At 52.0% G+C, this 22,089-nt stretch carries 16 protein-coding genes; 14 read left to right on the top strand and 2 right to left on the bottom strand.

Annotated features, from left to right (window positions below; all coding sequences use genetic code 11):
• Positions 1-4 precede the first annotated feature (4 nt).
• Positions 5-1,810 (bottom strand): histidine kinase, encoded by a 1,806-nt coding sequence (locus FGS84_RS07935; protein ID WP_138307341.1) that lies wholly within the window; start codon positions 1,808-1,810, stop codon positions 5-7.
• A gap of 204 nt (positions 1,811-2,014) precedes the next feature.
• On the opposite strand from FGS84_RS07935, the gene FGS84_RS07930 reads away from it, so the two are divergent.
• From FGS84_RS07930 to FGS84_RS07910, 5 genes are read left to right on the top strand one after another with little or no spacing between them, the layout of a single operon-like run.
• A complete protein-coding gene (locus FGS84_RS07930) occupies positions 2,015-3,325 on the top strand; it encodes an ABC transporter substrate-binding protein (protein ID WP_138307339.1) in 1,311 nt (436 codons plus the stop codon).
• A gap of 36 nt (positions 3,326-3,361) precedes the next feature.
• Positions 3,362-4,264 carry a sugar ABC transporter permease gene (locus tag FGS84_RS07925; protein ID WP_138307336.1) on the top strand — a complete coding sequence of 301 codons (903 nt, stop codon included), beginning with the start codon at positions 3,362-3,364 and terminating at the stop codon, positions 4,262-4,264.
• Positions 4,265-4,276: 12 nt separating this feature from the next.
• Positions 4,277-5,119, top strand: a complete 843-nt coding sequence (locus FGS84_RS07920; RefSeq protein WP_138307334.1) for a carbohydrate ABC transporter permease — start codon at positions 4,277-4,279, stop codon at positions 5,117-5,119.
• A 14-nt stretch (positions 5,120-5,133) separates the two neighbouring features.
• The gene (locus FGS84_RS07915; protein WP_138307332.1) at positions 5,134-7,599 is read left to right on the top strand and encodes a TIM-barrel domain-containing protein; all 2,466 of its coding nucleotides are present in this window, start codon (positions 5,134-5,136) and stop codon (positions 7,597-7,599) included.
• Positions 7,600-7,602: 3 nt separating this feature from the next.
• Positions 7,603-9,603: a glycoside hydrolase family 31 protein gene (locus tag FGS84_RS07910; protein ID WP_138307330.1), complete on the top strand. Its 2,001-nt coding sequence runs from the start codon at positions 7,603-7,605 to the stop codon at positions 9,601-9,603.
• A 507-nt stretch (positions 9,604-10,110) separates the two neighbouring features.
• Here the strand turns inward: FGS84_RS07910 and FGS84_RS07905 are convergent.
• Positions 10,111-11,400, bottom strand: a complete 1,290-nt coding sequence (locus FGS84_RS07905) for an acyltransferase (protein ID WP_138307328.1) — start codon at positions 11,398-11,400, stop codon at positions 10,111-10,113.
• A gap of 125 nt (positions 11,401-11,525) precedes the next feature.
• Between FGS84_RS07905 and FGS84_RS07900 the strand changes: the two genes are divergently transcribed.
• From FGS84_RS07900 to FGS84_RS07865, 9 genes are all read left to right on the top strand, one after another.
• Positions 11,526-12,815 carry an MATE family efflux transporter gene (locus FGS84_RS07900; protein ID WP_243129908.1) on the top strand — a complete coding sequence of 430 codons (1,290 nt, stop codon included), beginning with the start codon at positions 11,526-11,528 and terminating at the stop codon, positions 12,813-12,815.
• A 58-nt stretch (positions 12,816-12,873) separates the two neighbouring features.
• Positions 12,874-14,259: an RsmB/NOP family class I SAM-dependent RNA methyltransferase gene (locus FGS84_RS07895; protein ID WP_138307326.1), complete on the top strand. Its 1,386-nt coding sequence runs from the start codon at positions 12,874-12,876 to the stop codon at positions 14,257-14,259.
• Positions 14,260-14,309: 50 nt separating this feature from the next.
• Positions 14,310-15,080 carry a pseudouridine synthase gene (locus FGS84_RS31395; protein WP_178332270.1) on the top strand — a complete coding sequence of 257 codons (771 nt, stop codon included), beginning with the start codon at positions 14,310-14,312 and terminating at the stop codon, positions 15,078-15,080.
• A 60-nt stretch (positions 15,081-15,140) separates the two neighbouring features.
• Positions 15,141-15,803 (top strand): HAD family phosphatase, encoded by a 663-nt coding sequence (locus FGS84_RS31390; protein WP_178332269.1) that lies wholly within the window; start codon positions 15,141-15,143, stop codon positions 15,801-15,803.
• On the top strand, positions 15,800-17,749 hold the full coding sequence (locus tag FGS84_RS07885; protein WP_138307323.1) for a YgiQ family radical SAM protein: 1,950 nt from the start codon (positions 15,800-15,802) through the stop codon (positions 17,747-17,749). Before FGS84_RS31390 ends, FGS84_RS07885 begins: the two co-directional genes overlap by 4 nt.
• A 5-nt stretch (positions 17,750-17,754) precedes the next feature.
• Positions 17,755-18,519 (top strand): SDR family NAD(P)-dependent oxidoreductase, encoded by a 765-nt coding sequence (locus tag FGS84_RS07880; RefSeq protein WP_138307321.1) that lies wholly within the window; start codon positions 17,755-17,757, stop codon positions 18,517-18,519.
• 24 nt (positions 18,520-18,543) lie between these two features.
• On the top strand, positions 18,544-19,647 hold the full coding sequence (locus tag FGS84_RS07875) for an RluA family pseudouridine synthase (protein ID WP_138307319.1): 1,104 nt from the start codon (positions 18,544-18,546) through the stop codon (positions 19,645-19,647).
• A 177-nt stretch (positions 19,648-19,824) separates the two neighbouring features.
• Positions 19,825-20,919 (top strand): tryptophan--tRNA ligase, encoded by a 1,095-nt coding sequence (gene trpS, locus FGS84_RS07870; protein WP_138307317.1) that lies wholly within the window; start codon positions 19,825-19,827, stop codon positions 20,917-20,919.
• A 193-nt stretch (positions 20,920-21,112) separates the two neighbouring features.
• The gene (locus tag FGS84_RS07865; RefSeq protein WP_138307314.1) at positions 21,113-21,913 is read left to right on the top strand and encodes a MerR family transcriptional regulator; all 801 of its coding nucleotides are present in this window, start codon (positions 21,113-21,115) and stop codon (positions 21,911-21,913) included.
• Positions 21,914-22,089 lie beyond the last annotated feature (176 nt).

The raw sequence follows: 22,089 nt of genomic DNA, 5'->3' as shown, positions 1-22,089 counted from the left end.
TCTGTCACTCCATTTCATTCATTGGTATAAATATCTTAAAGCAGGTTCCGCGGGGAGAGGAGGACACTAAAATCCGGCTGTGAGGATAATAGCCCTTTGTCCGGTATGCAATATTGGTCAGGCCAATGCCGGCAAAGGGTGACTGGCCTGTGGTAAAGAGAAGATTGATTTCCCGCACTGTTTCTTCCGGTATGCCGCAGCCGTTGTCTGTCACCTGCAGAAGCAGGTGGGTTTTGCCGATGATGCGGCAGGCAATCTCCAGGCAGCCCTTGCGGGGCAGGCTCTCAAATCCGTGAATCAGGGCGTTTTCCAGAAATGGCTGTAAAAGCAGCTTATGGATATAAATGCGCCCGCCCTTTGTCAGGTCGCTTATGTGGTAGGAAAAACGGCCGTGAAAGCGGCTTTTCTGTAAATCCAGGTAATTCTGCATCCAGCAGATTTCATCCTGGAGGGGAACCACGGAGTTCATGTTATAGACCGTGTGGCGCAGGATGGCAGCCAGCTTATTGAGCTGCTCGCTGACAGTCAGACAGTTTTCCTGGGCAGCTGTCCAGCAGATGGAGTCCAGGGTGTTGAACAGGAAATGGGGATTGATTTGGAGTTCCAGGGATTTTAACTCAGCTTCGCAGATTTTCTTATACTGCTGCTTGTTTTCATCCAGCAGACCCCGAATCTGTCCCAGCATCCGGTTAAAGGAGGACTCTATGATGCGGAGCTCATTTCTGCTCATGTTCCTGATTTCAATATCCAGATGGTTCTCATCAAACAGATTCATTTTGGCAGCCACATTTTCAATGGAGAATATGAACTTGTGGCAGAGCACATAGGCCACCAGCATGGCCACAAGCAGGATGGCCGATATGGCCAGGGTAATGGTGGTCCACAGCGCTTCCAGGTCCTTTGTCATCTGACCGTAATCCACAATGTTTATAAGGTGCAGGTCAAAATGCTCCAGAGGTATCTGGGACACCAGATAGTCTCCCTGCATGTCCCCGGAGTCAGAGGACAGGTTATCCCAGTCAATGTCCCTGTAACCCTCCAGTGCAGTAAGGTTTTTACCGGTGTGCCTGTCTTTGGAACAAATGAGCCTTCCGGAGGAATCCACCAGAAGCTTGTCCGTAAAGGGATAGACCTGGGAATCCGGGTTATTGATGGCGGAATTCATCTTGTCCGGCGAGATGAACAGAAGTATGCTGCCTGTTATCTTCATTTTTTCGTAATGAATGGTCCTGCTGCCCAGAAAGAACACCGGGTGCTCCGGGTCGTAATAAGGGCTGTCGTCGTGTATGGTACCAATGGCGGAGCGGGTGGAGGAAAGGAGCATTTTGTTCAGCTCTTCCTTATTTGCTTTGAAATAATCAATGATTGGCTGGGTCTTCTGCCGTTTCTGAACATAGATATAGGGGGTGCCGGTGGTGCTGATGACGCACAGGGCCTGTATTTCCGGGTACATGAGAATGTTGGCCTTGATATATGTTTCCAGTGATTCTGAGATGCGCCTGTATTCTGCGGAATCAGGGGAGACCTTGGACAGTTCCAGTATATTATCCATACAGGTGACATCAGTGGACATCTGGAACAGGATGCGCTTGTAGTCTGTCAGCACATTGTTGATGCTGTTCTGTGTCAGCTGCAGGTTATCCGCCAGGAGGGAATGGTTTTTGGTCAGCAGCATCTCAGATGTCTTTTCATAGTTAAAAAGCTGAATGCTGATAACAGGAAGAAAGGTTACAAAGAACAGGAAAATGGTAATCTGGTATCGTATCTTATATAAAAAATGTGCCTTTATCCACCGGATAAATTTTCTCACACAAATCCCCCCTCGCGCTGAAATGTAGTACTAATAAGTGGCTTAATTATAGAATTAACCATCAAATTAGTCAATATGGTTTAAAAAAGTGGAATGGATTTTGGTTAAAATATCAAAATGAAGTTAAAATAATGGAATTCCCTAAATTGGATTAAATGGATATACTAGGGACATCAGATGACAGAAAATACAGGAGGGGATTACATGAAAAAACGTTTATTCACAAGAGGAATTGCCCTTGGACTGGCAGCCGTCATGCTTGCAGGCTGTTCAGGAGCCGGCACAGGCAGCAGCACAGGAACCAGCCAGGAAACCCAGGACCCGGGCACCCCAGGCCAGGCTCCAGGGACCGCAGCCCAGGCCCAGGACCAGACCACCATAGAGATGTGGTATCACATTTCTCCGGACCAGGCAACGCTTCTGCTTCAAATGATTGATGAATTCCAGGAACTGCATCCGGACATCAAGGTGGAAACCCAGAGCGTGGCTTTTGCGGAAATCAAGAAACAGCTGTCCATTGGCGTTGCTGCGGACCAGCTGCCGGATGTAACGCTGTGCGATACGGTTGACAATGTCTCCTTTGCAGCCATGGGAGCGGCCATGGATATTACAAGCGAGGTGGAGGCGTGGGGAGAACTGGAGAATTATTTTGAAGCTCCGGCCAACTCGGCCCAGTACGGGGGAAAGTATTACGGGGTTCCTTATTACAGCAACTGTCTTGCCATTATGTATAACAAAGACATTTTTGATGAAATGGGACTGGAGTATCCCACCAGCGACTGGACCTGGGATGATTTTAAGAATCTGACAGCACAGACCACCACGGCGGACCATTACGGACTTACCATGTCCCTTATTAAATCAGAGGAAGGAACCTTTGACGTGCTTCCGTTTATCTGGCAGGCAGGAGCGGATTACGACAGCCTGGATTCGGACGGGGCAAAGGAAGCCCTTACCATGATTCATGATTTCTACCAGAACGGATATATGAGCAAGGAGCTGATATCCATGACGCAGGCAGATATGTGCGCCTCCCTGTTCGCAACCGGCAAGTCAGCCATGATGGTGGCCGGAAGCTGGCTGAATACCAATATCCAGAATGAGAATCCGGACCTGAATTACGGCGTGGTCACCTTCCCCAACTACAAAAATGCTGCTTCACCCATTGGAGGCGGTAACATCATGATGATGAAGGATGACAACAGGGAAGCGTCCTGGGAATTAATGAAATTCCTCAGCAGCAAGGAGAATTCCAGGAAATTCTGTGAGGATGCCGGTTATATTTCCCCAAGGGAGGATGCTGTGGCTGAGAGTACCCTGTGGCTGGATGACCCGATTCTTTCCGTCTATACGGAACAGTTAAAGATTGCAAAGGCCAGAGGACCTCATCCCAAGTGGCCGGAGATTTCCAGCGCCATTCAGTTTGCATACCAGGATGTGCTGTCAGGCGCCAAATCAGTGGATGATGCCCTGAAGCAGGCGGCAGCAGAGGTTGCGGAAATCATCAATGAATAGGGACGGAGCGCCCTTTTTGTGAAACGGAGTGGGAATATGGGATATAAGAGAGGATATTTCTTTAAGAAGAAGCTGACACTGTTTGCATTTGTCCTGCCGGGTGCAGCGTTCATGACTATCATGATTATTTTTCCAATCATAAGCAATATAATCATGAGCTTTAAGAATGTGGATTTAATGAATTTTGCCACAGGCGACAGCCATTTTGTGGGACTTAAGATTTACCGGAAAATATGCAGGACAGATGTCACGTGGATTGCCGTAAAGAATACCCTGATATTCACCGTATGGTGCCTTGTGTTCCAATTTCCCATCGGGTTTCTCATGGCCCTGTTCTTTGGCCAGGACTTTAAGGGGGCCGGACCCCTGCGGGCCATCAATGTGGTGGCCTGGATGATTCCCATGGTTGCGGTTGCCGGCGTGTTCAAATACATGTTCAACAGCGATATAGGCATCATCAACCGCATCCTCATGGGGCTGCACCTGATACACAGGCCGGTGGAATGGCTGGCCCATGGGAACACGGCCATGGCCGCCATTATAATTGCAAACATATGGAAGGGCGTTCCCTTTAACATGATTCTTCTGGCAACAGCGCTGACCACGGTGCCCCAGGACATATATGAATCGGCCAGCATTGACGGCGCTACCAGAATACAAAGGTTTTTCTACATTACAGTGCCTCTTTTGAGACCGGCCATCATATCCGTGCTGACCTTGGGATTCATATATACGTTTAAGGTGTTTGACCTGGTATACGTGATGACAGGGGGAGGACCCGGCTCCTCCACGGAGATGCTGTCCACCCTGGCCTACCGCTATTCCTTCAGCGAATATAATTTCTCCCAGGGAGCAGCGGTGGCCAATATCCTGTTTGTACTGCTGATGGCAGTGGGAATGATTTATATTCATATTGTGACGCGGGAAGATGAAAATTAGGAGGTGGGGATAATGAAGGATAGAGAACATAATGGGGGCCGGAGGAAGGCTGTCCTGACAGCTGCGGGCATACTGATTACCTGTGTATTCCTGTTTCCTCTGTATTGGATGGTGACCACGTCCCTTAGACCGCCGGGGGAATCCTTTTCCAATCCGTCTTTTTTTCCCAGCAAAATAGTGTTTGATTCATATATTCTGAAAAACGAACATGGCGTCAGCCTGTTTACCTATCTGAAGAACAGTGTGGTGGTATCGGTGGGGGCGACAGCCCTCACCCTGGTTCTGGGGGTTCCGGCCTCCTATGGGCTGGCTAGATTTAAAAGCAGGATGATAAGCGTGCTCTTATTCATCTTCCTGGTGGCCCAGATGCTGCCCAGCTCCCTGATATTGACACCTCTGTTTGTGAATTTTAATAAGCTGGGCTTAATCAACAATCATCTGGGGGTTATCCTGTCTGACGCAACCATTACCATACCGTTTGTGGTCATTATACTCAGGACATATTTTAAGGACATACCCAGGGAACTGGAGGAGGCTGCCATCATTGACGGATGCGGCCCCCTGGGAACATTCATCCGGATTATGGTTCCCATCAGCTATCCGGGCATCGTGACAGCGACTTCCATGGCGCTGTTCATGTCCTGGGGCGACATGGTGTTCTCGCTGACATTCCTGAACCAGGAAAAGCTGAAGACCCTGCCTCTGATTCTGTATAAGGCAATGGGGGAGCTGGGAGTCAGATGGGAGATTCTCATGGCCTATTCAACCGTGGTGGTGCTGCCCATTGTAATCGTATTTATATGCCTGCAGAAATACATAGTCAGCGGTCTGACAGCTGGCTCAGTCAAAGGGTGAGAGGAGTATAAAAGATGCAGAAAAGCCTTGGAGAAATCATGCACGGCCTATCCGGCGAGAGCCTGGCCCGTGAGGAAGAATTATTTGAAAACATGCCGGTATTTCCCAGAATCAGCCGGTCAAAGAACCTGACCATGCTGCTGGTGCATAAGGTGAAATCGTGTACGAATGTTCCAAAGGGATGCGATATCCTGGCAGAGGGCGTGTACGTGGATGAAAATCATACATACAGGTATCTGGATTACCGCCATGTGTTTACGGAAAAGCCCAACCGCGGGAACCTGTCCATCCGGCTCAGGTTTGTAAATGAAAACACGCTCCGGGTCACCATGGCAGAGGGATTTTTTGTGCCGGAGAACAGAACGGAAATGATTCAGGACATGAAAGAGACTGAATGCAGCGTAACCTGTTCTGAGACGGAGAATCAGATTGTAATGTCAACCAGGTGCGTGACAGCGGTGATTCAGAAGAATCCATGGAACCTGTCGGTTAAAAACAGGCATGGGGAGGTTATTTACCGCCAGTTCGGGAAGGACAGCCATTCCTTCATGCCCTATGAGATATGCCCCATGGGATTTTTATTTGACAGGAACACAAAGGAACAGTATGCCTGCGAATCGGCATGGTCTGAACCTTATGAACAGTTCTACGGTCTGGGAGAGAATTTTACGTCCGTGTCAAGAAAGGGCCGTCTCTTCGATTTGTGGAACACCAATTCCCTTGGAGTGAACACAGAGAGGGGATATAAATACATTCCCTTTTATATAAGTTCCAGGGGATACGGGATTTTTTATAATACCTCCAGGAAAATACGGTGCGATTTGGGGGCCACTTTATCCAAGGCAAACTATACCATGGTGGAAGGAACAATACTGGACTATTTTCTGATGGAGGGGGACAGGCTTAAGGACATTATTCCCGCGTATCACAGGCTGACAGGGCTGCCTGCTGTGCCGCCCAAATGGTCCTTCGGCATCTGGATGAGTAAAATCAGCTATGGCACCAGAGAGGAAGTGGAGCGGGTGGCAAAACAGATGAGAAGCAGAAAGCTGCCCTGCGATGTCATTCACATTGATACGGACTGGTTCACGGAAAACTGGGTGTGCGACTGGAAGTTTGATGAAAGGAAATTCCCCCGGGTGGAAGAGATGATTGATAAGCTCCACCGGGACGGATTTAAACTGTCCCTCTGGCAGCTTCCCTATATTGAACGGGGAAAGACCTCCTGTGAGGTATACGATGAGGCGGCGGCCAATGGATATTTTGCCGCAGGTCCGGACGGGGACCTTAAGTTTCCCCATGGCCTTATTGATTTTACCAACCCGGAAGCAGTCCGTTGGTATAAGGAAAAGCTGATAAAGCCCCTGCTCCGGAAGGGCGTGGATGTCATCAAGGCTGACTTTGGGGAATCCGCCCCGGCGTTCTTTCAGTATGCGGGCGCCGACGGCAGGGATATGCATAATCTGTATGCCCTGCTGTACAATAAGGCTGCCTATGAGGCGGCCATGGAAGAACTGGGAGAAGAAAAAGCCCTTATATGGGCCAGAAGCGCCTGGGCCGGTTCCCAGAAATATCCGGTTCACTGGGGAGGGGATGCGGGGACGGATTTTGGAAGCCTTGCAAGCTCTTTAAAGGGATGCCTGAACCTTTCATTAAGCGGTATACCCTTCTGGTCCAGCGACATAGGGGGATTCTGGTTTGAGAGCAGCCGGGAGCTTTATATCCGGTGGCTGGAATTCGGCATGTTCTGCTCCCACGCCAGATTTCACGGGTTTTATTCCAGGGAGCCATGGGATTTTGGACAGCAGGCCGTTGATATTTACAGAAAATATGCAGGTCTGCGCTACCGCCTGATTCCCTACATCTACAATGAGGCACTGACTGTCCGGGAGGAGGATACCCTGATACACAGGCCGGTGTTCTATGACTATCCCACGGATTTTAATACAGCCGGACTGGATACCCAGTATCTGTTTGGAAAAGAGCTTATGGTGATTCCTGTGTTAAATGAGGACAATACCGTTAGAATCTACCTTCCCCAGGGCCAATGGACGGATTTTTACGATGACGGGATTGTGGAAGGCGGGAAGTGGTTGGAACAGGTGGTTCCCCTGGATAAGATACCGGTCTATGTGAGGGAGAACGCCATCATTCCTATGGGGCCTGAGATGGAATATATAGGACAGAAGGCGGATGACCAGTGGGAAATCCACTGTTATCCCATGACGGGCAAGGGCAGGTTCTGTTCCTATGAACACGGATTTACCGTTGACATGGACGGACTGGGCGGCAAAGTCCTTATACGCTGTACCAGGACGGATATGGACCTTACCTTTGTGGTCCATAATGTCTGCCCGGCCAGGGTCCAGGCAGGAGGACAGGACATTGATTTCAGGATGGACCACGGAATGGCCTGTATCCATGCAGGCAGTCTGCTGCATGACAGCGATATAACCATGGTCATTGAGAGAGGGGAGTAGGAAGTGGCATATTATACAATACCCAGATATGAGGGGAAGACAGAGGGAAACCGCATCATATGGGAGACAGCGGGAGAGCTGGTCTATATTGAACCATACGGAAAGGATGCCATACGGTTCCGTTCCAGCAAAAGCCTCCGGATTGATGAGGGGCTTAACTGGACCCTGGAGGAGCCTGCCTGTCCCGGGGAAGTATCCATAGAGGCGGATGATGAAAAGGCCAGGATAACAAACGGAAAGATTCAGGTAACCATAACAGGAGACGGCACGGTCACCTACCGGAATACCAGGACCGGAAAGGTGCTTCTGGAGGAATATTGGATTGACGGAAGGGTGCACACAGCGCCCCTTCGCAGGGCAAGGGAATACAGGGTCACCTCCGGCAGCCAGTTTAAGATAAGCCTGTACTTTAAGGCGGAGCCGGGTGAACATTTTTACGGTATGGGCCAGGACGCCAACGACTGCTTTGACCTAAAGGGAAGTACGGTGGAGCTGCTGCAGAAGAACGGAAAATGCACCATTCCTTATACCTATTCTTCCAGGGGATACGGATTCATATGGAATAATCCGGCCATAGGCCGCGCCGAGTTTGTCAACAACCATACCATGTGGCATGTGCAGTGCGCAAAGCAGATTGACTATGTGGTCATAGCAGGGGACACGCCGGGGGAAATCAATGAAAAATTCACCGCCATAACAGGCCGGGCCCCCATGTTGCCTGAATGGGCAGCCGGTTTCTGGCAGTGCAAGCTGCGCTATGAAACACAGGAGGAGCTGCTCCAGGTGGCCAGGGAGTATAAAAGAAGAGGGCTCCCCATTTCAGTCATAGTCATTGATTATTTCCACTGGACCATGCAGGGGGAATGGAAGTTTGACCCTGAGAAGTGGCCTGATCCAAAGGCCATGGTCAGTGAGCTTGCGTCCATGGGAATCAAACTGATGGTGTCCATCTGGCCCACCATAGACCCAAGGAGTGAGAATTATGCATATATGAGGGAGCATAATTACATACTCAGGGGTGAGCGGGGCGTGGATGTGGTATTCATGTTTTTTGGACCCCAGACCTATGTGGATACCACCCATCCGGGCGCCCGGGAGTTTTTCTGGTCCAGGGCAAAGGAGAATTACTACGATTATGGCATACGCACCTTCTGGCTGGATGAGGCGGAGCCGGAGATGCGGCCCTACGATTACGACAATGTGCGCATGTACCTTGGGAATGGGGAGGAGGTCAGCAATATCTACTGCGTGGGTTATGCTAAAGCATTTTATGACGGCCTGAAAGCCCAGGGCGAGGAAGTGTGCAATCTGGTCAGGTGTGCATGGCTGGGCTCCCAGCGGTATGGAATCGTACTGTGGTCTGGCGACATTGCCTCCACCTTTGACAGTCTGAGGAAACAGCTGAAGGCAGGGCTTAACGTGGCCATGTGCGGGATTCCCTGGTGGACAACGGACATCGGCGGTTTTATTAACGGGGACCCGGAGTCGGAAGAATTCCGGGAGCTGATGATAAGATGGTTTGAGTTCGGCGTATTTTGCCCTATATTCCGCCTGCACGGATTCAGGCTGCCCTATCCGGTAAGGGATATATTAAACCCGGATGGTTACTGCGGCTCAGGCGGTCCCAATGAGGTATGGAGCTTCGGGGACGAGGCATATGAAATTATACGCCGCTATATGTTTATCAGGGAAGAATTGCGGCCGTATATCATGGAGCAGATGAAGCTAGCGTCAGAAGACGGAACACCGGTCATGCGTCCTCTGTTCTATGATTTCAGCGGGGACGGAAACGTATATGACATAGGAGACGAGTACATGTTCGGGCCGGACCTTCTGGTGGCCCCGGTGGTGGAGCCGGGAGCCAGGAAACGGATGGTCTACCTGCCGGAGGGCTGCAGGTGGAAGGATGCTGGAAACAGCACGGTATATGACGGCGGAAGGTGGATTGAGGCGGATGCGCCTTTGGATAGGATTCCGTTGTTCCTGAAGGAGAGGGGGGTGTAAGGTACGCGGACGCGGGAGGTGCCGCGTCCGTGAGAGCCGGGAACGCAGGGCGGGAGGCGGCCGTTTCCGCAGTGGGAGAGACTAGAGCGCAGAGGGCAGGAAAAACCGGGGACCGCAAAAATTACGCCGGACTCTTGATGAGTCCGGCTCCATGTTTGCTTTGCTCCGGGCGCTGAACGCCCTGCGCAACCCCGGTTTTTCCTGCCCTCTGCGCCCAAGTCTCTCCGAACTGCTCCAAAGCCGCCTCCCGCCCTGCATTCCCGGCTCTCACCCACTACATATCCATAGCGTCCGCTGTCTCTTCCTCGCCGGAGAAAGAAAATTCGCTGGCTAATATGACGGGACAGCCGGAAAGCTATCGCTTAAAGGGCTGCAATCAAAGAGGCGCAGTCCTTACGGTCCTTATTATCTACTGGTATGACGGTGACTCCGGCATACCAGTTTTTTTGCTTTGATTGGTATATAAATGATGTTGGCGCAACGATACGCAGCCTGCCCCCATTTTGGTCATGGACGGTTGCATCTTCCGCCCCCGCATCTTTTACATACCAGTCTCCCCAGAAGCTCACAGGCCCTGTCCATACACAGAACCACCGTATTGTCATACAGGAAGGAGAGAACCAGGCTGATGGACAGGGTGAGCAGGAAGGATGTGAGTATGCTGCCTGCAATTCCAAAGGACAAACCGTTTATGCCAGCCATATTGTCCACAATCCGGTGCAGCACAAGCCAGTGAACCAGCAGGATGGAAAAGCTGTACCTGCCTATGGCGGAGAGCACTGTTGGAATCGCTGCAAACAGGGTGTCTCCGTGCTTTCGGAAAAAGAGGAACAGGGCGCAGGTAAAGAGCATCTGGGGCGGTGCATTGTTGTAAACCAGCGGGCCAAGGCTTTCCGAGGCCATGATGGCAGCTGCCAGCACCAGACCCGACCCAAGGCCCGCTGTCATGAACAGGCGGTAGTGTTTCATGGCAGCCTGGGTGGTGCAGTAATATCCCAGCAGGAATATGGAGTCCCACGACGAGAGAAATGCGGGGGCAGCAAGCTGTATATGCACCAGAGGCCCGTAGGTATAGAGAAAATGCAGGATGAAAATTACTGCCACCAGCGCTTCCAGCATGGGTTCTGTCATGTGCCTTAACATGAGCCGGAAAAAGGGGGCTGCAACGTAAAACATCAGGATGATATATACCAGCCAGAAATGGGGGGTCTGGCCGCTGTCATTGGACAGGAAGCTGCGAATCAGGCTGCCCCAGTTCCCGGGATGGAGGGCGGAAATGCCGTCCACATAAAAAAAGTAAAGGAGATAATAGGCAAAACAGGGAATCAGAACCCGGACAAAGCGTCTGGAATAAAAGTGTAAGACGGATTCCTCCTTACCGCCCAGCAGAAGGGCGCCGCTGAGCATTATGAACAGCAGGTTGCAGCTCAAGCCCAGACCGGCCGCCGCCGCAAGCGCACTTCCGGCAAAGGTATGGGGAGGAAGCCCGGCATAAACAGGTTCCAGCACATGGACAAGGATGACCAGAAGGGCAGCCAGAACCCGGAGATAGTCCATGTAGACAATGCGGCCCGGCTTGTTCCGGTATCCGAGGAACAGCTCTTCCCAATAACCGGAGGATGTCCCGGCCCGCCGGATGTGAATCAGGCAGGAGCATGCTGCAAGAGCTGCTGCGGCAGCAAAGTGCTTTGGGCGGAACGGCTGGATGTGAAGGCCGTACCGAAGCTCCATGAGCATATATATAAGCGCGGTTAACATGAAAAAGGTCATACCATACCGAAGTTTCGTTCCATTCATAATAAAATGTCTCCATTGTGGCTGTCTTTTGTTGCTGCCTGCGGATACGATTCCGTCAGGTTTTTTACCAGTATACCATTAAGAGGATAAAAAACAACTGGAATATTCCATGATTTTGTATTATAATGATGCCTGCTATTTTTGGAAAGGTAGAAGATTGGGCCGGGCGCTTTATCGGAGTGGACGCCCTGGCAGCTATCGGAAGCACCACATCCCTTATATTCCTGGTGATTGGATGGCTGAACGGTCTTACCAGCGGTTTTTCCATCATGGTGGCCCAGCATTTCGGGGCCCGGAAATACGCAAGGATGCGCCACAATGTGGCCATGTCCATCTATCTGTGCCTGGCCTTTGTGCTGGTTATGACAATTGCGCTGGAAATACTGAATTATCCCATCCTCCGCCTGATGAATGCGCCGGACGGAATCATTCACGACACGGCCGGCTATATGGCGGTTATTTACGCAGGACTTTTTGCCACAGCTGCCTACAACGGGCTGGCAGCAGTCATGAGGGCTCTGGGGGACAGCCGGTCCCCTCTGTATTTCCTGATTATTTCCGCAATCATCAATGTGTTCCTGGATGTGGCATTCATTATCTGGTTCGGAATGGGAGTGGAGGGCTGCGCCTATGCCACCGTCATTGCCCAGGCTGTTTCCGCCCTGCTGTGTTTCCTCTATATTGTGAAGAAATTCGATATACTGAAGCTGGGCAGGGAGGATTTTTGCATCTCCTTTGGCACCATGGGGCGTCTGTTGTCAATCGGGATTCCCATGGGACTTCAGTTCTCCATAACAGCCATAGGCACCATCATTGTCCAGGGGGCAGTGAATGTTTTTGGGTCTGTGTACATTGCCGGTTTTTCAGCCGCGGGCAAGATACAGAACATTGTATCTACTGTATTCGTGGCGTTTGGGGCAACGGCGGCAACCTATGTGGGACAGAACCGGGGCGCAGGACGTATGGACCGTGTTCACCAGGGCGTCAAATCCATACAGGTCATGATTCTGGTATGGAGCGTGGTGATGATTCTGGTCATCCGCTTCTTTGGGGATATGCTGATTCATATTTTCATCGATTCCTCGGAGACAGCGGTAATGGATGCTGCCAGAACGTATTTCAAGGCAGTGGCATGGTGCTACCCCTTCCTGGGAAGCATCTTCCTGTACAGGAATGCCCTGCAGGGCCTGGGATACGGACTCATGCCCATGATGGGCGGCGTGTTCGAGCTGCTGGCCAGGGCAGCCATAGTGGCGGCTGCGGCAGGAAGCTTCGGCTATATGGGCGTGTGCCTGGCAGACCCGGCGGCCTGGCTGGCAGCCCTGATTCCCATTGTGCCCTATTACTTTTACAAAATCTCCAGGATTTCCCGGAAAGAAACACACGGTAGCAGAATCATGGCGGATGTGATATGATTAAAACGATTGCGGCGGCCCGGTCCTGTGCTGCCGCAGAGAAACGAGGGCGGATGATATGACGGATGTGAGACAGCTTCCGGAGGCATTCCTGTCAGAGATGCAGGAGCTTCTGGGGGAGGAGTACGGGCAGTACCTGGAAAGCTTTAAAGAGGAGTGGAAGCCCGGACTCAGGGTAAATACATGGAAGGCAAAGCCCCAGGAGCTGGCAAAGCTGGTGCCGTGGAACCTGGAGCCGGTGCCGTGGACAGACAATGGCTTCTACTATGACGGGACGCTGGATGAGGAGGTATTAAGGCCCTCCAAGCATCCGGCTTACTATGCGGGACTTTATTACCTCCAGGAACCCAGCGCCATGACTCCGGCCGCAATGCTGCCTGTGGCTCCGGGAGACAGGGTGCTGGACCTCTGCGCTGCTCCGGGAGGAAAGAGCACGGAGCTGGCTTCAAGGCTTAAGGGCCAGGGTATGCTTGTGTCCAATGACATCAGCTATTCCAGGGCCAGGGCTCTGCTCAAAAATCTGGAGCTGGCCGGGGCAGCCAATATCTGCGTTACCAGTGAGACGCCTGAAAAGCTGGCCTGCGTGTGGCCGGAATTTTTTGATAAAATACTTGTGGACGCCCCTTGTTCCGGGGAAGGCATGTTCCGCCGGGATGAGAATATGGTTAGGGATTGGCTGGAAAAGGGACCGGAATATTATGCGCCCGTCCAGCGCCGTATACTTTCCCAGGCAGTTTCCATGCTCAGGCCGGGCGGGTACATGCTCTACTCTACCTGTACATTTTCCAGGCAGGAGGATGAGGAGAATGTCTCCTATGTGCTGAAGGAATTTCCCCAGATGGAATTGTGCTGTCTGGACCTTGATAAAGTGCCGGGAGCCTGCGGCGGCTTCGGGCTCTCTGGCTGTATGCGTCTGTTTCCCCACCGCTTAAGAGGCGAAGGGCATTTCCTGGCCCTGATGCGTAAACGGGGCGGGGATGACGGGGGGACCCGGGCAGCTCAGATTAGGACTTCCGGGACTGCGGACAAGGAAAAGGAGCTGGATGCATTTTTAAGGCAGTGCAGCGTGGAATGGGATTACAGCAGAATCGTTATACACCAGGACAATGCCTACTATCTGCCGGAAGGGCTTGCGTGGAACCTGCCCCTCAGATTCCTGCGCACGGGCCTGCTTTTGGGAGAGATAAAAAAAGGGCGGTTTGAACCATCCCAGGCCCTGGCCATGTCCTTACAGGCCGGACAGTTTCCGGCTGCTGTCAGTTTTTGTGCGGATGACAGCCGGATTCTCCGCTACCTGAAAGGGGAGACCATTTCCCTGGAAGGAGGGGAAGGTCCGGTAAAGGGATGGTGCCTGGCAGCCATGGAGGGCTATGCGCTGGGCTGGGCCAAGGGTACGGGCATGAGTCTGAAGAATAAGTACTATCCCGGCTGGAGATGGCAGTAGCCGGGCGGACATACCGGAAGGAAAATAACGCAGTGGGAGGAAATGAACCGATGGCTGATAAGGGCAGGAAAAGTGAGCAGATGCGCCTGGACCGGTTTCTGGCTGAAATGGGTTACGGAACCCGTACCCAGGTAAAGGATATGGTGAAAAAAGGCCGGGTCCGGATAAACGCAGAAGCGGTAAAGGCCGCGGACCGGAAGGTGAATCCGGAGACAGACCTTATAGAAGTGGACCGGAGCAGGGTGGCTTATGCCAGGATGGAATACTATATGCTCAACAAGCCCCGGGGCGTGGTGTCCGCTACCGAGGACAGAAAATATCCCACTGTGGTGGGGCTTATACGGGAAGCTCTGCGAAAAGACCTGTTTCCGGTGGGGCGGCTGGACATTGACACCGAGGGTCTTCTTCTCATCACCAATGACGGAGAGCTGGCCCATAATCTGCTGTCGCCTAAAAAGCATGTGGACAAGGTGTATCTGGCCCATGTATCGGGCGGACTCCCGGAGAACGCAGTAAGGCGTTTTGAGGAGGGAATCGGGCTGGAGGACGGCACCGTGACCCTTCCTGCAAAGCTTAAGATACAGGGGGCTGCGGGCACGGAGAAGGAGCTGCAGGAAGTCCTGGTAACCATCAGGGAGGGAAAGTTCCACCAGATTAAGCGGATGTTTGAGGCGCTGGGATGCAGGGTGGAGTATCTGAAGCGCATGTCCATGGGGCCCCTTGTGCTGGACCCGGAGCTGGAGCCGGGGGAATACCGTCCTCTGACTCCGGAGGAGGAGACTTCCATAAAGGATTGCGGGAACCGCAGAAACCGTGTATAACTATATAAGAGTCACAGAATACTTGCCAACATGTTTATAGACAGAGGAAAATGGGGAAAGATGAAGTTAAACAGGAAAAAAGCAGTTATATTTGATTTGGACGGCACCCTGGTGGATTCCATGTGGATGTGGAAGGCCATAGACATAGAATACCTGGCCAGGTTTGGCCTTAGCTGCCCGGATGACCTGCAGAAGGAAATCGAGGGCATGAGTTTCTCTGAGACCGCGGTGTATTTTAAGGAACGGTTCCGGTTAAAGGAGTCTTTGGATGAGATAAAGGATGCCTGGATTCAGATGTCCATCGAGAAATACAGGAAGGAAGTACCCCTGAAGCCGGGAGCCAGGGCGTTTCTGGAGTTTATATCGGGAAAAGGACTGGTGGCGGGTATTGCCACCAGCAACGGAAGGGCCATGGTGGATGCGGTGCTGGATTCCCTGGATATCCGCAGATACTTTAAGGTGGTGGCAACGGCCTGCGAGGTGGCTGCCGGTAAGCCTGCCCCGGACATATACCTGAATGTGGCGGAGCGCCTTCAGGTGGCGCCGGAGGACTGCGTGGTGTTTGAGGATGTGCCTGCAGGCATTCAGGCCGGCAAGAATGCGGGCATGACCGTATTTGCTGTGGAGGATGCCTTTTCCATGGAGATGAAGGCGGAGAAGGAACAGCTGGCAGATTACTATATCAGGGATTATTTTGAATTGTTGGATGGAGCGGCAGGATGAAAAACGATTATTTACCCATGAACCGGAATGATATGAGCATAAGGGGATGGAAGCAGTGCGACTTCGTGTATGTGTCCGGGGACGCCTATGTGGACCATCCCTCCTTTGGCACGGCCATCATATCGCGGCTGCTGGAGGCCCATGGATATAAGGTGGGCATTATTGCGCAGCCGGACTGGAAGGATAAAAAGAGCATTGAAGTGCTGGGAAGACCCAGGCTGGGATTCCTGGTATCGGCTGGAAACATGGATTCCATGGTAAACCACTATTCCGTGTCAAAGAAACGCCGGAAGGAAGACTCCTATACACCGGGCGGCGTCATGGGCAAACGGCCCGACTATGCAGTGGTGGTGTACTGCAACCTGATACGGTCCGTGTATAAGGATGTGCCTGTCATTATAGGAGGAATCGAGGCCAGCCTGCGCCGTCTTGCCCATTATGACTATTGGTCGGATAAACTGAAGCGCTCCGTACTGCTTGATTCCCAGGCAGACCTGATATCCTATGGCATGGGAGAACGGTCCATTGTGGAGATTGCCGATGCACTGGACAGCGGTCTGGACGTGAAGGACATCACCTTCATTGACGGTACGGTTTATAAGACAAAAAGCCTGGAATCGGTTTATGATTATAAAATGCTCTCTGATTATGAGGAGCTTTTAAAGGATAAGAAGGAGTACGCAAAGAGCTTCTATATCCAGTACAGCAATACGGACCCATTTTCCGGCAAACGGCTGGTGGAGCCTTATGGAAACCAGCTTTTTGTGGTACAGAATCCGCCGTCCAAGCCCCTGAGCCAGGAGGAGATGGATGAGGTCTATCATCTTCCCTACATGAGAAACTACCATCCGTCTTACCAGGAGCTTGGAGGCGTGCCTGCCATCCGGGAAATCAAGTTCAGTCTGATTAGCAACCGCGGATGTTTTGGCGCTTGCAGCTTCTGTGCCCTGACCTTCCATCAGGGCCGTATTATCCAGGCCCGAAGCCATGAATCCCTGGTGGAGGAGGCAAAGCTTCTGACAGAGGAGCCGGATTTCAAGGGATATATCCATGACGTGGGGGGACCAACGGCGGATTTCCGTTTCCCGGCCTGTGAAAAGCAGCTGACCAGGGGGGCATGTCCCGGCCGCCAGTGCCTTTTTCCGGAGCCCTGCAAGAATCTGCGGGCCGACCACAGCGATTACATTGCTCTTTTGAGGAAGCTGAGGGCCCTTCCCAAGGTGAAGAAGGTGTTCATCCGTTCCGGCATCCGCTTTGATTATGTACTGGCGGATTCCAACCGGAAATTTCTGCGGGAACTGTGCGAGTTCCATGTCAGCGGACAGCTTAAGGTGGCGCCGGAGCATGTGGCGGACAAGGTGCTGACGCGTATGGGAAAGCCGAAGAACAGCGTTTACCGCCAGTTTGTGAAGGAGTATAAGGAGATGAACCAGAGGCTGGGCAAGGAACAGTACCTGGTGCCTTATCTTATGTCCTCCCATCCCGGCTCCTCCATGAAGGAGGCGGTGGAGCTGGCTGAGTATCTCAGGGATTTGGGGTATATGCCGGAGCAGGTGCAGGACTTTTATCCCACCCCGTCCACCATTTCCACTTGCATGTACTACACTGGATATGACTGCAGAACCATGGAACAGGTCTATGTGCCGGTCAATCCCCATGAAAAGGCCATGCAGAGAGCCCTGATTCAGTACAGGAACCCCAAGAATTATGATTTGGTGACAGAAGCCCTTAAGATTGCTGGGCGTACGGATTTGATTGGATATGACCGGAAATGCCTGATTCGTCCAAGGGACGGATACAGGGGCGGGACGGCAGGCGCAGCAGCGGGAAAGGGTACGGGGACCGGGCGTAAGCCGGCGGACCCGGGAAGCCGCGGCCAGAAGCTGCCGGGCTCCGGAAGACCTAAGAAGACCATACGCAACATCCACAAAAAGAAAGGAACGTGACAGGTATGAAGATTGCTGTAGTGACCGGAGCGTCTTCCGGTATGGGCAGGGAAACCATCATCCAGCTGTGGGAACATTTCAAAGGCTTTGACGAGATATGGATTATAGCCAGGAGAAGGGAACGGATGGACGAACTGGACCGCCAGATAGGGGTTCCCCTGCGCAAATTCGCGCTGGACCTTACAGAGGAACGGGACAGGGACGTGCTTGGGCGGGCGCTGAGCGCCAGAAAGCCCCAGGTAAAGTTTCTGGTCAATGCAGCAGGCTTTGGTATGATTGGTCAGGTGGAGGAACTGGGGTTAAAGTGCGAGACGGATATGGTTGCCCTGAACTGCGAGGCTCTGTGCGCCGTAACCCGTATGGTGCTGCCCTATATGGAATGCAACAGCCGGATTATCCAGTATGCATCTTCAGCGGCCTTCCTGCCCCAGCCCGGATTTGCCATCTATGCAGCCACAAAATCCTTTGTCCTCAGTTACAGCAGGGCTTTGAACCAGGAGCTGCGCAGCAGGAGAATCTATGTGACGGCCGTGTGCCCCGGTCCGGTCAAGACGGAGTTCTTTGACATTGCCGAGTCCACGGGCGTGATTCCGCTTTATAAGCAGCTGGTCATGGCAAATCCCAGACGGGTGGTCCAAAAGGCTATCCGGGACAGCATAGCAGGCAGGGAGCTATCCGTCTACGGCATTACCATGAAAGCCTTCCGGCTGCTGTGTAAGGTGGTTCCCCACCGCCTGCTGCTGTCAGCCATGAGTTTCATGAATGAATAATCATCTACGAAGGAGTGTCCCCATATGCAGACACTGACGATTACCCAGAACGAGGCAGGGCAGCGGCTGGACAAGCTGCTTACAAAATATCTGAACCAGGCCGGCAAGGGTTTTATCTATAAAATGATGCGGAAAAAAAATATAACGCTGAATGGAAAGAAATGTGATGGTTCCGAACGGCTGGAAGAGGGGGACCAGGTTAAGCTGTTCCTCTCAGATGAAACCATAGAAAAGTTCTCTGTTCCGGATACCGGCGGATATACGGAACGGCCGGGAGACGGAAAGGGCGCAGCCCCGTGGCCCGATGAGAAGCGGGAAAGGGCACGGGGAACACGCGGGGAACCGCGGGGAACCGGGGAATGTGAGGGAAGGAGACATCTGGACATTGTCTATGAGGACCAGCACATCCTGGTGGTGAACAAGCCATCCGGCATGCTGTCGCAAAAGGCCAAGGACAGCGACATGTCCATGAACGAGTACATCCTTAATTATCTGATTGATTCCGGAAAGCTTCCCATATCCCAGCTGCGCACCTTCAAGCCGTCTATCTGCAACCGCCTGGACAGAAATACCAGCGGATTGGTGGTGGCCGGAAAATCCCTGGCAGGTCTTCAGGTAATGAATGAGGTCTTTAAGGACCGGAGCATACACAAGTACTACCAGTGCCTGGTTGCCGGTGAGATAAAGGAGAAGCAGCTGATTGCAGGATTCCTAAAAAAAGACGGGAGCACCAATACGGTGAGCATCTATCCGCTGGAAGTGGAGGACAGTGTGCCCATCATGACAGAATACCTGCCTCTGGCAGGCAGCGGAAGATTTACGCTGCTGCAGGTGACCCTGATTACCGGAAGAAGCCATCAAATCCGCGCCCACCTGGCATCCACCGGCCATCCCATTGTGGGTGACTATAAGTATGGAAGCCGCGGCCTGAATGACACAGTGAAGAAAAAGTACGGGGTCCGGTCCCAGCTCCTTCATTCCTGGAGGCTGGTCATGCCTGAAACCCTTCCTGCGCCGCTGGAGCAGCTGAGGGGGAAGGAGTTTTCCGCCGGTCTGCCCGGGATATTCAGAGCGGTCATGGAGGGGGAAGGGATTGGGATGCCCTCCGAAAGACAGGAGGGTTCCTGACCCGGGAGGGAAGGTTTATCCCGGACCGGGGCAGGGAATTCTTGACAGGAATTCATCTTTGGGTTATGCTAGATAATGTTTGAAAATAAGGATTTTTCAGGCATGTTTATGTACAAGTAAAAACAGCTTTTTGGCCGGCAATGGCCTGAGGCTGGAGAAATGAGAGGGATATATCAGATGGGAAAGATTATACTGACCGGTGACCGCCCCACAGGACGGCTTCACGTAGGACATTATGTAGGCTCCTTAAAACGCAGGGTGGAGCTGCAGAATTCAGGAGAGTTTGATGAAATTTATATCATGATAGCCGATGCCCAGGCGCTGACCGACAATGCAGACAATCCGGAAAAGGTGCGCCAGAATATTATAGAGGTGGCTTTGGACTACCTGGCATGCGGACTGGACCCGGAGAAATCCGTTCTGTTCATCCAGTCACAGGTGCCCGAGCTGTGCGAGATGACATTTTACTATATGGATTTAGTGACCGTATCCAGGCTTCAGCGCAATCCCACTGTAAAGTCTGAGATTCAGATGCGTAATTTTGAGGCCAGCATTCCTGTGGGCTTTTTCACATATCCAATCAGCCAGGCAGCGGATATCACTGCCTTTAAGGCAACCACTGTTCCGGTAGGCGAGGACCAGGCGCCCATGATTGAGCAGACCAGGGAAATTGTACACAAATTTAACAGTGTCTACGGGGAGACTCTGGTAGAGCCGGACATCCTTCTGCCGGACAATAAGGCGTGTCTGCGCCTGCCTGGCGTAGACGGCAAGGCCAAGATGAGCAAATCCCTTGGAAACTGTATTTACCTGTCTGATTCCGAGGAGGAGGTAAAGAAAAAAATCATGTCCATGTTCACCGACCCAAACCATCTGAGGGTGGAGGACCCGGGACAGGTGGAGGGAAATCCGGTGTTTATTTATCTGGATGCATTCTGCCGGGATGAGCATTTTGAAACATATCTGCCGGATTACAAGAACCTGGATGAGCTGAAGGCCCATTACACCAGAGGCGGTCTGGGCGATGTGAAGGTGAAGCGGTTCCTCAACAGCGTGCTTCAGGATGAACTGCGGCCAATCCGTGAGCGCCGCAGGGAAATTGCCAAGGACATTCCTGCAGTTTACCGTATCCTGGAGGAAGGCAGCCGCAAGGCGGAACAGAAGGCGGCCGAGACTCTGGCAGAGATGAAGAGGGCTATGAAAATCAACTATTTTGAGGATAAGGAGCTGATTGCAGAACAGGCTGAGCGGTTCAGGACTGAGATGCGATAGGCTTTAGCAGAGGAAAATAAAGGGATAAAGGCTCCGGCGGAAAAGGCCGGGGTCTTTTTCTGTTACATGGTACCACATCAACAAAATCCAGCAGAATTTTTCGGAAAAAACCATTGACTCTGCCCTTAGGTCAGAGATTATACTTGTAGCAGATTCGAATCAGGTAAACAGTAAATGAATGGAGGAGCGTAACATGCTGACCATAGGACAGATGTCAAAAGTATGCGGGGTGAGTGTGAAGACACTGCGTCATTATGATAAGATAGGCCTTTTAAAGCCCCAAAAAACAGATGAGATAAACGGATACCGGTACTATGAGGATGCTCAGATTGGCACCATGCTTTTGATTGGAAGGCTGAAACGCTATGGTTTCTCCCTTACGGAAATCCAGAGTCTGCTTACCATCCCGGACAGCAGGGAATTGCTGCGGCAGCTGCACAAACAAAGGTTCCGCCTGGAGCGGCAGATGGAGCATATCTCCATAACCATCAGGGAAATGGGGTATCATCTGGAAGAGTTTGAAAGGACAGGTGACATTATGAGTTATCAGAACAATTATGAGATTCAGATAAAGGAAGCAGAGGAGCAGGTCCTCATTACACAGAGGCATAAAATGTCAGTGGAGGAATTCGGCACATATTACGGAAAGATATATGAAAAGATTGCCAGGGAGCACCTGACCATAAACGGGGTGGTCATGGCCATCTATCACGACCAGGAATTTGACCCGGCCTACAGCGATATTGAGCTGGGAGTGGGGATTACGGAGCGGGAAAAGGCTGATTTTGTCATGCAGGGATGCCTGTGTGCAACTACCATTCACAAGGGAGCGTATTCCGGACTGCCGGATGCATACGGCGCCATCGTGGCCTGGATTAACGCCAACGGCTATCACATGAATGGGATGCCCTATGAGATTTACCGCAAGACCCAGTTTGACAAGCTCCCGCCGGATGAGTGGGTGACAGAGATTTTCTTCCCGGTGAAAAAGTAAAGAACAGGGAGGCCGCAAAGGCCTCTTGATTTTGCAGGGCCTTGTTTTGAATTTTATGAAGATATCCTTAATATACAGGGCCCGCCATTGACTTGCCTTCTTTGGTCCAATATACTGGATAATATAGTAAATTTTGTCCGGGCAAGGGAATAGCGGGGCGGACTGCTGAACAAAGG

The organism is Clostridium sp. 1001271st1 H5 (assembly GCF_005845215.1).
Taxonomy (GTDB): domain Bacteria; phylum Bacillota; class Clostridia; order Lachnospirales; family Lachnospiraceae; genus Enterocloster.
The sequence above is the reverse complement of the archived record's forward strand: the minus strand, read 5'-3'. Positions and strand labels throughout refer to the sequence as shown.